Source organism: Micromonospora sp. C28SCA-DRY-2 (assembly GCF_030519475.1).
Lineage (GTDB): Bacteria > Actinomycetota > Actinomycetes > Mycobacteriales > Micromonosporaceae > Micromonospora.
In genome coordinates this window covers 80,216-93,523 of sequence record NZ_JAUMKD010000009.1, presented here as the reverse complement: position 1 = coordinate 93,523, position 13,308 = coordinate 80,216, and the positions used below count along the sequence as shown (strand labels likewise).

Annotated in this window: 13 protein-coding genes and 1 tRNA gene; 7 read left to right on the top strand and 7 right to left on the bottom strand. The window is 73.4% G+C overall.

What is annotated here, in order from left to right; translation table 11 throughout:
• Positions 1-257: 257 nt before the first annotated feature.
• Positions 258-1,736, top strand: coding sequence for a glutamate--cysteine ligase (locus Q3W71_RS27730; protein WP_302922413.1), 1,479 nt, complete (start codon positions 258-260; stop codon positions 1,734-1,736).
• A 43-nt stretch (positions 1,737-1,779) separates the two neighbouring features.
• On the opposite strand, the gene Q3W71_RS27725 is transcribed toward Q3W71_RS27730, so the two are convergent.
• Positions 1,780-3,192 carry a hypothetical protein gene (locus Q3W71_RS27725; RefSeq protein WP_302922412.1) on the bottom strand — a complete coding sequence of 471 codons (1,413 nt, stop codon included), beginning with the start codon at positions 3,190-3,192 and terminating at the stop codon, positions 1,780-1,782.
• A 188-nt stretch (positions 3,193-3,380) separates the two neighbouring features.
• Between Q3W71_RS27725 and Q3W71_RS27720 the strand changes: the two genes are divergently transcribed.
• The gene (locus Q3W71_RS27720; RefSeq protein ID WP_302922411.1) at positions 3,381-4,061 is read left to right on the top strand and encodes a PASTA domain-containing protein; all 681 of its coding nucleotides are present in this window, start codon (positions 3,381-3,383) and stop codon (positions 4,059-4,061) included.
• A 259-nt stretch (positions 4,062-4,320) separates the two neighbouring features.
• Positions 4,321-5,094 carry a PASTA domain-containing protein gene (locus Q3W71_RS27715; RefSeq protein WP_302922410.1) on the top strand — a complete coding sequence of 258 codons (774 nt, stop codon included), beginning with the start codon at positions 4,321-4,323 and terminating at the stop codon, positions 5,092-5,094.
• 159 nt (positions 5,095-5,253) lie between these two features.
• Here the strand turns inward: Q3W71_RS27715 and Q3W71_RS27710 are convergent, their stop codons facing one another.
• Complete coding sequence (locus tag Q3W71_RS27710; protein WP_302922409.1) at positions 5,254-5,685, bottom strand: hypothetical protein; 432 nt, start codon at positions 5,683-5,685, stop codon at positions 5,254-5,256.
• A gap of 99 nt (positions 5,686-5,784) precedes the next feature.
• Positions 5,785-6,072 (bottom strand): hypothetical protein, encoded by a 288-nt coding sequence (locus tag Q3W71_RS27705; RefSeq protein WP_302922408.1) that lies wholly within the window; start codon positions 6,070-6,072, stop codon positions 5,785-5,787.
• A gap of 623 nt (positions 6,073-6,695) precedes the next feature.
• Between Q3W71_RS27705 and Q3W71_RS27700 the strand changes: the two genes are divergently transcribed.
• The 3 genes from Q3W71_RS27700 to Q3W71_RS27690 all read left to right on the top strand — a co-directional run bounded on the left by Q3W71_RS27700 (position 6,696) and on the right by Q3W71_RS27690 (position 8,424).
• On the top strand, positions 6,696-7,577 hold the full coding sequence (locus Q3W71_RS27700) for a helix-turn-helix transcriptional regulator (protein WP_088996753.1): 882 nt from the start codon (positions 6,696-6,698) through the stop codon (positions 7,575-7,577).
• Positions 7,547-7,768 (top strand): DUF397 domain-containing protein, encoded by a 222-nt coding sequence (locus tag Q3W71_RS27695; protein WP_088996754.1) that lies wholly within the window; start codon positions 7,547-7,549, stop codon positions 7,766-7,768. Before Q3W71_RS27700 ends, Q3W71_RS27695 begins: the two co-directional genes overlap by 31 nt.
• A 248-nt stretch (positions 7,769-8,016) precedes the next feature.
• A complete protein-coding gene (locus tag Q3W71_RS27690) occupies positions 8,017-8,424 on the top strand; it encodes a hypothetical protein (protein ID WP_302922407.1) in 408 nt (135 codons plus the stop codon).
• On the opposite strand, the gene Q3W71_RS27685 is transcribed toward Q3W71_RS27690, so the two are convergent.
• Positions 8,392-9,054, bottom strand: a complete 663-nt coding sequence (locus tag Q3W71_RS27685) for a hypothetical protein (RefSeq protein ID WP_302922406.1) — start codon at positions 9,052-9,054, stop codon at positions 8,392-8,394. The genes Q3W71_RS27690 and Q3W71_RS27685 overlap by 33 nt on opposite strands.
• A 223-nt stretch (positions 9,055-9,277) precedes the next feature.
• Here Q3W71_RS27685 and Q3W71_RS27680 point away from each other — a divergent pair, with 223 nt between their 5' ends.
• Entirely contained in the window at positions 9,278-11,152 is a 1,875-nt protein-coding gene (locus Q3W71_RS27680; RefSeq protein ID WP_302922405.1) for a S8 family serine peptidase, read from the top strand.
• A gap of 63 nt (positions 11,153-11,215) precedes the next feature.
• Here Q3W71_RS27680 and Q3W71_RS27675 read toward each other — a convergent pair whose 3' ends face one another.
• From Q3W71_RS27675 to Q3W71_RS27665, 3 genes are all read right to left on the bottom strand, one after another.
• Positions 11,216-12,022: a WecB/TagA/CpsF family glycosyltransferase gene (locus tag Q3W71_RS27675; protein WP_302922404.1), complete on the bottom strand. Its 807-nt coding sequence runs from the start codon at positions 12,020-12,022 to the stop codon at positions 11,216-11,218.
• Positions 12,019-13,134, bottom strand: a complete 1,116-nt coding sequence (locus tag Q3W71_RS27670) for an NAD-dependent epimerase/dehydratase family protein (protein ID WP_302922403.1) — start codon at positions 13,132-13,134, stop codon at positions 12,019-12,021. Before Q3W71_RS27670 ends, Q3W71_RS27675 begins: the two co-directional genes overlap by 4 nt.
• Before the next feature lie 68 nt (positions 13,135-13,202).
• A tRNA-Leu gene (locus tag Q3W71_RS27665) sits at positions 13,203-13,288 on the bottom strand.
• Positions 13,289-13,308 lie beyond the last annotated feature (20 nt).

Sequence of the window (13,308 nt, the reverse complement as noted above, 5' to 3'; positions counted from 1 at the left end):
CCCGGAACCGGCCCGCGGGGTTGGCGGGGACGGGTGCGATTTGTCACGGCTCGTTCCCCCGGCGGTGCGGTGGCCGGCCGGACCGGCTGGGTAGAGATGCCGGCGGGAGCGCGTTCGCACGGGTCGCGGTCGTCCCGGCCGGTGGGCCGCGGACCCGGCCTCTGGTCCGCCGCGATCAACGCTCTTAACGTGGATGGTTCACAATGCGTTTCCGGGACGGTACGCGTCCCGAGTGCGCCTCGCGCCGGGAGGACGACATGGGCAGGGACGTCGCGCAGGGCGCCTTCTCCCGGGAGGACCGGGTCCGCTACCGGCAGAAGGTCCGGCGCTGCCTGGACGTGTTCGCGCTGATGCTCGACGACTTCGGGTTCGACGCCGACCGGCCGATGACCGGCCTGGAGATCGAGCTCAACCTGGTCGACTCGGCCGCCGAGCCGGCGATGCGCAACGAGGAGATCCTCGCCGACATCGCCGATCCGCTCTTCCAGACCGAGCTGGGGCAGTTCAACCTGGAACTCAACGCGCTGCCCCGGCTGATCGAGGGCACCGGCTTCGTCGACTACGAGCACGAGCTGCGCGGCAGCCTCACCCGGGCCGACGAGCGGGCCGCCAAGTCGGACGCGAAGATCGTCCTGGTCGGCATCCTGCCCACCCTCACCGAGCGGCACCTGGTCGCCGACAACCTCTCCACCAACGAGCGCTACCGGGTGCTCAACGACCAGATCGTCGGCGCCCGCGGAGAGGACATCGAACTCGACATCCGGGGCGTCGAGCGGCTCCAGACGCACACCGACTCGATCGCCCCCGAGGCCGCCTGCACCAGTCTCCAGTTCCACCTCCAGGTCGCGCCGGACAGCTTCGCCGACTACTGGAACGCCTCCCAGGCGATCGCCGCGGCCCAGGTCGCCATCGGCGCCAACTCGCCGTACCTCTACGGCCGGCAGCTCTGGGCCGAGACCCGGATCGCGCTGTTCCAGCAGGCCACCGACACCCGTCCGGACGAGCTGAAGGCGCAGGGCGTACGCCCCCGGGTCTGGTTCGGCGAACGGTGGATCACCTCGATCTTCGACCTCTTCGAGGAGAACGTCCGCTACTTCCCGCCGCTGCTGCCCATCTGCGAGGACGAGGACCCGGTCGAGGTGCTGCACGGCGGCGGCGTGCCGCAACTGGGTGAGCTGCGGCTGCACAACGGCACTGTCTACCGCTGGAACCGGCCGGTCTACGACATCATGGACGGCCGTCCGCACCTGCGGGTGGAGAACCGGGTGCTGCCGGCCGGGCCGACCGTGGTCGACATGCTGGCCAACGCGGCCTTCTACTTCGGGCTGGCCCGGGGGCTGGCCGAGGCGGACCGGCCGATCTGGAGCCAGCTCACCTTCAGCTCGGCCGAGGAGAACTTCCACGCCGCCGCGCGGCGCGGGATGGACGCCGTCCTGCACTGGCCGCGGCTGGGCGAGGTGCCGGTGACCAAGCTGGTCCTCGACGTGCTGCTGCCCCGGGCGGCGGCCGGACTGGACCGGTTCGGGGTGGCCCCGGCGGAGCGGGACCGGTTGCTCGGCATCATCGAGCAGCGCTGCCGTACCGGCCGCAACGGCGCGGTCTGGCAGACCGAGGCGGTCTGGGCCGCCGAGCGGCACCGGGGGATGGACCGCGACGCCGCCCTGCACCACATGGTCCAGCGCTACGCCGAACTCCAGCGCAGCAACGAGCCGGTGCACACCTGGCCGGTGGACTGACGGAGGCGGCGGCCGCCGCCGGTCGTCCCGTCGGGGATGGCCGTCAGCGGGGGCGTCGGGTCGACCGGGCGCGTCGCCCGGCCGGACCGTCGCCAGCCGCGGCGCCTTCCGGGTCACCCGCCGGCGTCGCCGGATCAGTCCCCGTGGTTCCCGCGCCACCGGCCGGCTTCGGGTCGCCTCCGCCGGCCGGCTTCGAGGTGCCGGCCCGCTTCGCGTCGCCGGTCGGGGCGGCGGACGGGCCGCCGGCCGTGGCCGGCTCGGTGCCGGTGGCACCGGTAGTGGCCGGGTCGACGGCGGTGCCGCCCACGGTGGTCGGATCGGGGGCGCCGACGGTGGCCGGGTCGCCGACCGCGGGTGGGCGGACGGTCCTGCCGGCGCGCTGCCGGGGCACCCGCGCCGTCCCGGATCCGACCGGATCCGTCGACCTCGGCTCGGCCGGTGTGGCCGGTGCCGGCTCGACGGCGGCCGGGGCGGTGGGCGCCGAACGGCGGGCGGCGCGCTGGGCGAGCGCGGCCACCAGCGCCGAACCGCCGACGCCGACGATCACCGCGTACGGGGCGATCAGGTGTGCCGACACCTGCTCCGGGCTGATCGCGGTCACCCGGGGCACCGCGAGGAAGTAGGCGACCGCGACGAGCAGCGGCCCGGCCGCGCCGGAGGCCACCGCGCCGACCCGGTGGTCGGGGTGCCGAGCGGCGCCCCGGGCCGCGAGCGCGCCGATGACCAGCGCGGAGCCCAACGACAGCACCGCGCCGGGCCAGTAGAGGTAGTCCCGGATCCAGTACCGGCCGTCGTCGGCGCTGAGCTGCCAGATGCCGAGTTGCGCGCTGGTCAGCCCGCGCCCGGCGAGCACGCCGTCGACCACGGCGACCACCGCGAGCAGCCAGAGCCAGGCGATGGTGGCGATGACGTTGGCGGCGGCGGCCCGGGAGCGCAGCGCCCAGGTCGCGGTGAGGACGCCCACCAGCACCCCGACCGCCGCGTAGCCGGCGGCGACCTCCCGGGGTGAGGGGGTGTCCGCCACCTCCGCCATCCGGGCCGGTACGGCGACCAGCAGCACGGTGATCAGCGCGCCGGCACCGGCGGCGAGCGCCAGGAGGAGCAGCCGCAGCGGCCCGACCTGCTCCGGTCCGGCGTCGGGGTCGGCCGTGCCGGTGCCCGGCGTCGGGTCGGCGGCGGGCGAAGCGTCGTCGGCTCGGGGATCGACCGGCGGGCGGCTCGGCGTACCCCGGTCGCGCAGCCGCTGGGCGCAGACCGCACCGAAGACGGTCGACGTGGCGGCGATCCAGGTGGCCCAGACCAGACTGGCGACCCAGCTCGCCGGTCCGGCGCCGGGGTCGGCCGGTGCCCAGTTGATGATGCCCAGCCCGTAGCCGAAACCCAGTTGGGCGGCGCCCGCGCCGGCAGCCACGCCGATCGCGGTGGCGATCGATCCTCCCCAGCCCCGTCTGGCCATGCGGGGCAGCGTAACGTCCCGGGGTCGGCGCGGCGAGTGGTGCGGGCACGCCGGGGATCGGGACGCGGGGAACCGTACCGCCGGGTGGTCGCCCGATGACGGGCGGCGACCACGGTGCCGCGCGGCGACCGCGCGGAACGGGCTTGGCGGCGCCGGGTACGGTCGCCGGGGATGAGGCGGTGGGCGGTATGACGGATGGGAACACGGGCCCGGGAACGGACGGCGCGCGGGCCGGGCGGGATCGGCTGACCCTGGTGCTCGGCGGCGGGCTGGCCGTCGCGCTGCTCGCCGCAATCGGCGCCACCGGCGGGTGGCTGCTCGCCGGGGAGGACACCGAACCCACCGGCCGGCCCGTCGCCGGCGCCAGCACCGGTGTGCCGACCGGCAGCCCGAGCGCCGCTCCGAGCCGTGCCGAGGTCACCCCGACCGCGCCCCGGTCGACGTCGCCGACCCGGTCCACCGGGCTGACCGTGCCGCCGCTGATCGGCACCGACTTCGTCGAGGCCCGCGACGAACTGCGGGAGCGGCGGCTGGGCTGGCGGCTGATCTTCGGCACCGGCACCGGGCGCAGCGTCACCCGTACCTCTCCCGCTGTCGGTGAGGAGGTGCGGCCGGGCACCACGGTGCACCTCTACGTCGCCGGTCCGGCGCCGGCCAGCACGGTGCCCGACGTGGTCGGTGAGGAGTGCGACGACGCGGCCGACGAACTGGTCGACGAGGGCTTCTACCCGCGGTACCGGTCCGGCCGGCGGGGCGTGGTCACCCGCCAGGAGCCGGCCGGCGACACCGCCGGTAACTGGAACGACCCGGTGGCCCTCTGGTGCGGGGTGGGGGCGCCCGGCTCGGTCACCGCGTCCCCGGTGCCGTGACGGGCGGGTCGGCACGCTGATCCCGGCCGATGGCCGCCCGGACCGCTAGGTTGACGGGCGAGGGCCAAGTCGCCCGTCCCGGCTCCGGGAGGACGTGCCATGAGCGAGCGTCAGCGAGCGAATCATCGGTACAGCGTGAAGGTGCCTCATGGCGGCACGCGGCGAAGCGGAGTGCCGGCATGAGCGAGCGTCGGCGAGCGAATCATCGGTACAGCGTGAGGGTGCCTCATGGCGGCACGCAGCGAAGCGGGGTGCCGGCATGAGCGACGAGCGCCAGGAGCCGCCCGCCGGGGAGCAGGACGACTCCACCCGGCCGCTGCCGCCGTCGGACGACCGGGCCGGCGGGCCGGAACCGGTCGACCGGACGCAGCGGCTGCCCGGCCCGGTGGACCGGACGGCGGCGCAGCCGCCCGAGCCGGCCGCGCCCGACCGGACCGCCCCGCTGCCGCCGACCGACCGTCCCGGCCCGGCGCTGTGGTCGGGCCGGGCCGAGGTGCCGCCACCGCGGCCGGCCGACTACCAGCCGGCTGGCGGCGAGTGGTACGCCGAGGACAGCGGCCGGCCCTGGTGGCTGCCCATCCTCTGGGGCGTGGTCGTGCTGCTGCTGCTCGCCCTGCTCGGTGCCGGGCTGTGGTTCGCGCTCCAGTCGGCGGACGACGGGACGGAACCCGGCCCGACCCCGTCGGTGTCACCGACCCGGACCGCGCCGACCACGCCCGCGCCGACCACCGCGGAGCCCACCACCGAGTCGCCGTCCGCACCGCCGACCAGTGAACCGGTCGAGGTGCCGGTGCCGCCGCTGGTCGGTCTGTCGCGGGAGGCGGCGGAGGCGATCCTGGACCGGCTCGGGTTGGACCACCGGGTCGAGTACCGGGCGTCGGACCAGCCGGCCGGCACGGTGATCGAGACCGACCCGGCGGCGGGCGAACGGGTGCCGGCCGACGAGGAGGTCACGTTGACCGTCTCCCGGGGCAGGCCGACGCCGACCGCGAGCCCCAGCGAGCCGACCACCGAACCCACCCCGACGGGCTGAGCCCATTCCGGCGGCGCGCCCGAGCCGACCCGGCCCCAGCCGACCCAGGGCCCGATCCGACCCCGGCCCGATCCGAGCCCGGGCCCAGCCCAGCCCAGCCCAGCCTGATCCGGCCCGGCGGACTGATCCGGCGCTGGGGGCGGCCCGGTTGGGGACCGGTCACCACATCCGGCGTCTCGTCCCCACCAACCCCAGGCCGGCGAGCGAGATGGCCAGGCCGAGGACGCCCGACCAGAACAGCGAACGGCGGATGTCCTCCGGTGTGTGCCCGCCGGCCGCCGCCGGCTCCGCGCCCGGCGGTGCGGCGTCGACCGGCGCGCCGGCGTCGGGGGTCGGCTCGGTCGCCGGCGGGTCGGACTCGTCGAACGCGAACGGGTCGTACTCGTCGTGCGGTCGCGCCGACGGGTCCTCGCCGATCACGGTGATCTCGGGCGCCGGGACCGGATCGGTGAGTCGGGTGGACGACAGGGCGGGGTCGCGGACCACGACCACGAGCGTGGTCGCGGCGCCGAACAGCGCCAGGATTCCGAAGGCGTAGGCGATACGGGAGCGGTGGGGCCGCCGCGCGGCGGACTGATTGACCATGGCCATCCCAGGTTCGGGGTCCTGGACGCGCGGGGTGGAAACCTGCCGGGGTGGGCATACCGATTCTATGGCGGCGGCATGCCCCCCGGCGGCCGTTCGGAGCGGTCAGCCCACCCGGACCGGGGTCCGTACGACCGGCCGGCGGGCCGTCCGCACGGTGTGCGGGCGGGTTTCCGGGGCGGCCCGCAGCTGGCGCAGCCCCTGCCGCTGTACGAAGATCGACCGCCGGTTGACCGCGTCCCCCGCCGCGTTCAACTCGTAGCCGTCGAGCCAGAGCCAACCGTCGTAGGTCGGCCAGTCGAGCACCCGGATCACCCGGAACATGATGGGCCTGAGGAACTGGACACTCGCCGCGCGAGTCACGTGCAGTACGTCACCGGAGCGGGGAAGCACATGGGCTCCTGGGGAGGGTTGGCCGGCGGACGGGCCGGCGGAGCTGGGCGGGGGAAGGTTTCCGGCCGGGCGACGGGGTCGTGCCCGGTGGGCCGGCGGGTGCGGGTGGTGGTGGTCGGGCGGCGCCCGCTGGTGGCGTGCCGCCACCCGACCAACACCCGATCGCTCCCGGGCACCGCTCCCGCCGCCGCAGTCTGCTGGCGTGCAGCGGCGGGGTCATCAGCCCGGGGCAGATCTTGTTGTCGCAGGTCGGGCACGATCACCGTCCGGTTTCCGGGCGCTGGTGGGGTCACCGCTCCGGACGAGCGATCTTGACGGTGAGTGACCCGTGCCATACGGACAGAGTGCATCAGACACGTGCGACATGCAAGTTGCACGTCGACTTTTGCCGATACGCGAGCGGCTCGCGCATCGGGACGCTTGAAGCCGTCGCCGTCCAAACGGCACACTGAGGGCCGGTTTCGCCCGTCGCGGCCGGCCGACGACCGGCACCACCCCTGCCGCGAACGCCTCGCCCGCCGCCCCAGTGTCGCGCCCCGGCGGGCGGCGACAGCGGCGCGTCCACGCGGAGGTGTACCGGTGAGGGCCAGCGAGCGGGCCGGAACGGCAGCCGAGGTGCGATCGTGAGCGAGCGGCGCAGCCCGACGATCCGCCGGCGCCGGCTCGGCGCCGAGTTGCGCCGGCAGCGGGAGGCGGCCGGGATCACCATCGAGGCCGTCGCGGAGCAGTTGGAGTGCTCGGCGTCGAAGATCTCCCGGATCGAGACCGGCCACACCACCGCCACGCCGCGGGACGTGCGGGACATGCTCCGGATCTACGGCGTGGTCGGCGCGGAGAGCGACGAGCTGGTGCAGATCGCCCGGGAGGCCCGGCAGAAGGGCTGGTGGCACCCCTACAGCACGGTCCTGGTCGGGGCGTACGTCGGGCTGGAGGCGGCCGCCAGCTCGATCCGGGCGTACGAGCAGCAGGTGGTCCCCGGTCTGTTGGAGACCGAGGAGTACGCGAGTGCCATGATCCGCGCCGCTCGGCCGGACTTCACCGCCGAACAGGTCGCACAACGTGTCCGTGTCCGACTGGGTCGCCAGTCGTTGCTGACTCAGGATGATCCGGTCGATCTGTGGGTGGTGCTCGATGAGGCGGTGGTGAGCCGGCCGGTGGGCGGGGACGAAGTGATGCGTGGCCAGCTCAAGCGGCTGGTCGAGGTGGCCGAGTTGCCGAACGTGACGTTGCAGATCCTGCCGTTCGAGGTGGGGGCGCACGCCGGCATGGACGGCACCTTCACGATCCTCAGCTTCCCCGAGCCCGGTGATCCGGATGTCGTGTACGCGGAGAACGCCACGGGTGGGCTCTTCCTGGAGAAGAGTGACGAACTGCAGAAGTACAGCTTCATCTTCGATCACATCCGTGCGGCCGCCATTCGTCCGGAGGAGTCCATCGCACACATCGCGAAACTGGCAGAGGAGCCGTTGTGGAAATGGCGACCAAGGGGTTCCCCGTGGACCTGACGCAGGCAACGTGGTTCAAGAGCTCGAAGAGCGGGCCGAACTGTGACAACTGCGTGGAGGTGGCGTACGTGACCGGGGCGGTCGGGGTCCGGGACTCGAAGGACAAGACAGGTCCCGCCCTGGTCTTCGCCCCGGGCGACTGGCACGCCTTCGTCGATGGCGCCAAGCGCGGCGGCTTCGGCCGGGACTGACCACCGGGTGACACCGCGGCTGTCCCCGTCCGGTCCGCCGGACGGGGACCCGCCCGTGCCCGTGGCAGACGGGAGGGGGCCGCGGTCGCCCCGCCGTGCCCGCCGCCGCGGCGCCGCCCGCCGCCCGGACGCGACCCCGGCTCCGGGATTCCCGTCGCCACATCGGTCCCGTCTCGTTGTACCCCTCGGTACGGCGCTGGTCGACAACCCGCCGCGGATCGACAACCGAGGCTAGGCAGGCGAGACGGATGACGACGATCGGTTCAGACAACCTCACCAACGGCCCGGGCAAGCCGGAGCGGTTCGGTGGCAAGTACCGGGGGGCGCGCCGGGACACCGTGCTGACCGAGGTGGTGTCGACCGACGCCGAGAACGCCGGCCGGGACGCCGCGCCCACCGCACCCGAGCAGGCGGGCCCGCCGCTCTCCCTGCCGTCGTTGGACCCGAACCCGCTGACCGAGCCCTCGTTCCCGCCCGGCGGCTGGTCGATGGAGCCGAACGAGTCGCTGGCCGACCACCCGCTGCTGCGCGGCCTGCTGATGGAGCTGCCGCCGAAGGGCAGCGTGCCCCCGCCGGGATGGCTGGACCGCTGGTTCGAGGCGACCCGGGCGATCCTGGAACTGCTATACGTGCAGGGGACCGGCCGCTCCCGCTGACACCGGTTCGGCCGGTTCGGCCAGCGTCATCCGCTCGACCGGCACCGCCCAGCGCACCGCTGCCGGCGGTTCCGCCGGCAGCGCCCGCTCGGCCAGCCGGTTGTGCCGCAGCGCGTGCCGGACCCCGAGCACGGCGACACCGAGCGCGCCGGCGGTGATCGCCGGGCCGGTCACGCCGGGTTCGACGAGCAGGTCCGCGCCGCCGGCGGTGAGCAGCGCCGGCACCGTGGCCAGGCCGGTGACCTGCAACGGGAGCCCGATCATCGGATGCGCGGCGGCGGCCCGCAGGCCGTGCGGCGCGGGCGTGTCCGGCGCGTCGGCGAAGGCGCCCGCGCCGGCCCACAACCGGCGCAGCCGGCGTACGGCGAGCAGCGCGACCAGCGCGGCCGGTCCGGCGGCGAGGGCGAGGTTGCCGGCGGCCCGGTCCGCCATGGTGGCCCCGCCGCTGGACAGCCCGGCGGCCAGCACCGCCGCGGTCAGCCCCAGTCCGGTCAGGGTGAGGACGAGCGACCAGCCGGCCCGCCGGCGCAGGGCGTGGGCGTGGTCGATCCGGGGCAGCCCGTCCGCGACGTAGCCGGCGGCCAGCCAGACGGCGGCGACCGGCAGCAGCACGGCGAGATGGCTCTCCATGTCTCACAGCCTTGCCCGTTCGCGGGCCGGGCGAATCCGGGCCCGTCCCCCGTTCCGCCCGTAGTCGCGTCCCGTAGGGGGTCATCCCCCTGGTGTTATTGACGATTCGACATGTTTATCAGTCTCTCCGGGTCGATCTACCCTCAGATCGATTGGTGCCCATCGATCCGCCCGCCACGAACGGGTGGACGCTCGGTGCTGGTCGGAGGAGGGAGGTAGGAAGATGGCTCTTCCACACAGGTCCGTACTCGTCGGGGTGGCCGCGCTGGCGATGGTGGCGGCCGCCACGCCCGCGATGGCCGCCGAACCGGTCGGGGTGATCCGCAGTGCCGGCGGGGACACCGCCGTCGCGGACAGCTACATCGTCGTGTTCAAGGACAGCGCCGTCGGGCGGAGCGCGGTGGGTGACAACGCCCAGCGCCTGGTCGGCCGGCACGGCGGCACGGTGGCGCGTACCTACGGCGCGGCGTTGCGCGGCTTCGAGGTCCGGGTCGGCGCGAAGGCCGCCGCGCGGATCGCCGCCGACCCCGCGGTGGCGTACGTCGAGCAGAACCACACGGTGACGATCTCCGGCACCCAGACCAACCCCCCGTCCTGGGGTCTGGACCGGATCGACCAGCGCAACCTGCCGCTGAACAACTCGTACACCTACCCGAACACGGCGTCCAACGTGCGCGCCTACGTCATCGACACCGGCGTGCTGTACGGGCACAACGACTTCGGCGGCCGGGCGGTCTCCGGCTTCGACGCGGTGGACGGCGGCTCCGCCGACGACTGCAACGGCCACGGCACGCACGTCGCGGGCACCGTCGGCGGCTCCGCGTACGGGGTGGCAAAGGGCGTCCAGATCGTCGGCGTCCGGGTGCTGAACTGCCAGGGCTCCGGCACCAACGCCCAGGTCGTGGCCGGCATCGACTGGGTCACCGCGAACGCGGTCAAGCCGGCGGTGGCGAACATGAGCCTGGGCGGCGGCGCCAACAGCTCGATCGACACCGCGGTCACCAACTCCATCAACTCCGGCATCACGTACGCCGTCGCGGCCGGCAACGGCGACATCTTCGGCAACCGGCAGAACGCCTGCAACTACTCGCCGGCCCGGGTCGCCTCGGCGATCACCGTCGGCGCCACCCAGAACAACGACGCGGCGGCGAGCTTCTCCAACTTCGGCACCTGCGTCGACATCCTGGCGCCGGGCGTCAACATCACCTCCGCCTGGCACACCGGCAACACCGCCACGAACACGATCAGCGGCACCTCGATGGCGTCCCCGCACGTGGCCGGCGCCGCGGCGCTGGTGCTCTCGGCCAACCCGTCGTGGAGCCCGCAGCAGGTGCGCGACAGCCTGGTCAACAACGCCACCCCGAACGTGGTGACGAACCCGGGCACCGGCACCCCGAACCGGCTGCTCTACGTGGTGAACGACGGCACCCCGCCGGTGAACGACTTCTCCGTCTCGGTCTCGCCGACCTCCGGCTCCACCGCGCCCGGCGGCTCGGTGACCACCACTGTCGGCACCGCCACCACCAACGGCTCGGCCCAGTCGGTCAGCCTCTCCGCCAGCGGCCTGCCGTCCGGCGCGACCGCCACGTTCAACCCGGCCACGGTGACCTCGGGTGGTTCGTCGACGCTGACCATCAGCACCTCGGCCAGCACGCCGCCCGGCACCTACCCGGTGACCGTCACCGGCAGCGCGGCCTCCGGCACCCGGACCGCGACCTACACCCTGACGGTGACCGGCTCCGGTGGCGGCGGCTGCTCCGGCAGCAACGGCACCGACGTGGCGATCCCGGACACCGGCGCCACGGTGTCCAGCTCGATCACCATCTCCGGGTGCGCCCGGAACGCCTCGGCGAGCTCGACGGTGGCGGTGAACATCGTGCACACCTACCGCGGTGACCTGGTGGTCGACCTGGTCGCTCCGGACGGCTCGGCCTACCGGCTGAAGAACAGCAGCTTCTGGGACGGCGCGGACAACATCAACACCACCTACACCGTGAACCTGTCGAGCGAGGCGGCGAACGGCACCTGGCAGCTGCGGGTGCGGGACGTCTACTCCGGTGACACCGGCTACCTCAACACCTGGACGCTGACCCTCTGACCAGCGACCGCTCGGGGCCCCTCCCAGCCCGGGAGGGGCCCCTCGCGGTAGTCGTGACGCGGGTCAGACAGCGAATTCGGTCAGGCGTTCGGTGGCCGGCGGCGGCGGGGTCGCCTTCCACAGGCCGGTCTTCTGCCCGAACAGCCGGCTCAGGTAGGCCGGGTTGAGCACCAGGTAGCGGTGCCAGAGCCGCTTCGGCTCCAGGCCGAGCCGCCAGAGCCACTCCAGGCCGGCCCGCTGCATCCACGGCGGCGGCTTGCGCAGCAGCCCGGCGTGGTAGTCGAACGCCGCCCCGACCGCCATCAGCGGCATGTCCAGCAGCGGCCGCATGGCGTACGCGAAGACCTCCTGGCGCGGGCAGCCGAGCCCGACCAGGACGAGCCGGGCCCCACTGGCCTTGATCCGGTCGGCGATCTCGACGTCCTCGCCGGGGCGCACGGCGCGGAACTTGGACGGCTCCACCCCGGCGATCTTGAGGGCCGGGAACATCCGCTCCAGCGCCGGGATCAGCCGGGACAGGGTCTCCTCGGTGGAGCCGTAGAGGTAGACCGGCAGTCCCTCGTCGGCGAACCGGGACAGCACGTGCAGGGTCAGGGTCGGGCCGTAGACCCGGTCGGTGAGGCCGGCGCCGTGCAGCAGGTTGAGCGCCCAGCGCACCGGCTGACCGTCCGGGGTGACCACGTCGAACGAGTTCAGCCGGGCGTTGTGCGCCCGGTCGAGCACCCCGGTCATCACCCCGTGCACGGCGAGCGCGGTCAGCGCCAGCGGCCGGCGCTCCTGCGCGGCGGCCACCACCTGCTCGGTGGCGGCGGCGTAGTCGGTGGCGTCGACCAGGACGCCGAGGACGTTGCGCTTGCGGCTCGGCGTCATGCTCCCGGCACCCACTTGTCCACGTTGGCCTCGTAGATCTCCCGCATGATCATGGGCACGTCGTAGACCTGCTTCCACTCCGGGTAGTCGGCCTGGAAGGCCTCGTTGGAGCCGATCCACCACTTGTGGTCGCCGATCCGGTTCGCCTCGACGTACTCGGAGATCATCTCGTGGCCGGTGATCTCCTGGGCGATCGTGAAGGCCTCCCGCATCGAGGTGTTGGAGTGCCGGCCGCCGCCGAGGTTGTAGACCGCCGCCGAGCGGGGGTTGCGGAAGAACGCCTCGAACGCCGAGACCACGTCCGAGCTGTGGATCGCGTCCCGCACCTGCTTGCCCTGGTAGCCGAAGATCTTGTACGTCCGGCGCTCCATGTTGGCCCGCATCACGTAGCCGAGGAAGCCGTGCAGTTCGGTGGCCGAGTGGGCCGGGCCGGTCAGCGTGCCGCCCCGGAAGCAGGCGGTCCGCATGTCGAAGTAGCGGCCGTACTCCTGCACCATCACGTCCGCGGCCACCTTCGAGGCGCCGAAGATCGAGTGCAGGCACGAGTCGATCGACATGTCCTCGCGGATGCCCTGCTCGTACGGGTGCCCCGGCTCGATCTCCCAGCGCGTCTCCAGCTCCACCAGCGGCAGACTGTTGGGCCGGTCGCCGTAGACCTTGTTGGTGGAGCAGTGGATGACCGGCGCCTCGATGCAGTGCTCGCGGACGTTCTGCAGCACGTTGAGGGTGCCGCCGGCGTTCACGTCGAAGTCGGTGAACGGGTCGCGTACCGCCCAGTCGTGCGAGGGCTGCGCGGCGGTGTGCACCACCACGGCGACGTCGCTGCCGTACCGGCGGAACAGCTTCGCCAGCGCGTCCCGGTCCCGGATGTCGATGCTGTGGTGCGAGTACGCGCTCCCCAGTTCGTCGGTGAGCCGCCGGACGTTCCAGGCGGTCGACGCCTCCGCGCCGAAGAACTCCTGCCGCATGTCGTTGTCGATGCCGACGACGTCGAGACCGAGGCCGGCGAAGTGCCGGACCGCCTCGGAGCCGATCAGCCCGCCCGACCCGGTCACGAACGCGACACTCACACGCCACTCCTGGTCCATCGGAGGCAGAAACCATCGGAGCATAGCGTGACGTACGGCACGCCCCGATACGGCGCGAGGGCCCCGCATCGCTGCGGAGCCCTCGTCACTTCTGGTGGGGAAGGGGGGAGTTGAACCCCCACGCCCTTTCGGGCACACGGACCTGAACCGTGCGCGTCTGCCATTCCGCCACTTCCCCGTGGCTCGACCTCGAACACT

What these genes read in the sequence shown, in the direction of transcription:
- Q3W71_RS27730 (WP_302922413.1), top strand. Translation starts at nt 258, where the DNA reads ATGGGCAGGGACGTCGCGCAGGGCGCCTTCTCCCGGGAGGACCGGGTC.
- Q3W71_RS27725 (WP_302922412.1), bottom strand. Translation starts at nt 3,192, where the DNA reads ATGGCCAGACGGGGCTGGGGAGGATCGATCGCCACCGCGATCGGCGTG.
- Q3W71_RS27720 (WP_302922411.1), top strand. Translation starts at nt 3,381, where the DNA reads ATGACGGATGGGAACACGGGCCCGGGAACGGACGGCGCGCGGGCCGGG.
- Q3W71_RS27715 (WP_302922410.1), top strand. Translation starts at nt 4,321, where the DNA reads ATGAGCGACGAGCGCCAGGAGCCGCCCGCCGGGGAGCAGGACGACTCC.
- Q3W71_RS27710 (WP_302922409.1), bottom strand. Translation starts at nt 5,685, where the DNA reads ATGGCCATGGTCAATCAGTCCGCCGCGCGGCGGCCCCACCGCTCCCGT.
- Q3W71_RS27695 (WP_088996754.1), top strand. Translation starts at nt 7,547, where the DNA reads ATGGCGACCAAGGGGTTCCCCGTGGACCTGACGCAGGCAACGTGGTTC.
- Q3W71_RS27690 (WP_302922407.1), top strand. Translation starts at nt 8,017, where the DNA reads ATGACGACGATCGGTTCAGACAACCTCACCAACGGCCCGGGCAAGCCG.
- Q3W71_RS27685 (WP_302922406.1), bottom strand. Translation starts at nt 9,054, where the DNA reads ATGGAGAGCCATCTCGCCGTGCTGCTGCCGGTCGCCGCCGTCTGGCTG.
- Q3W71_RS27680 (WP_302922405.1), top strand. Translation starts at nt 9,278, where the DNA reads ATGGCTCTTCCACACAGGTCCGTACTCGTCGGGGTGGCCGCGCTGGCG.
- Q3W71_RS27675 (WP_302922404.1), bottom strand. Translation starts at nt 12,022, where the DNA reads ATGACGCCGAGCCGCAAGCGCAACGTCCTCGGCGTCCTGGTCGACGCC.
- Q3W71_RS27670 (WP_302922403.1), bottom strand. Translation starts at nt 13,134, where the DNA reads ATGCTCCGATGGTTTCTGCCTCCGATGGACCAGGAGTGGCGTGTGAGT.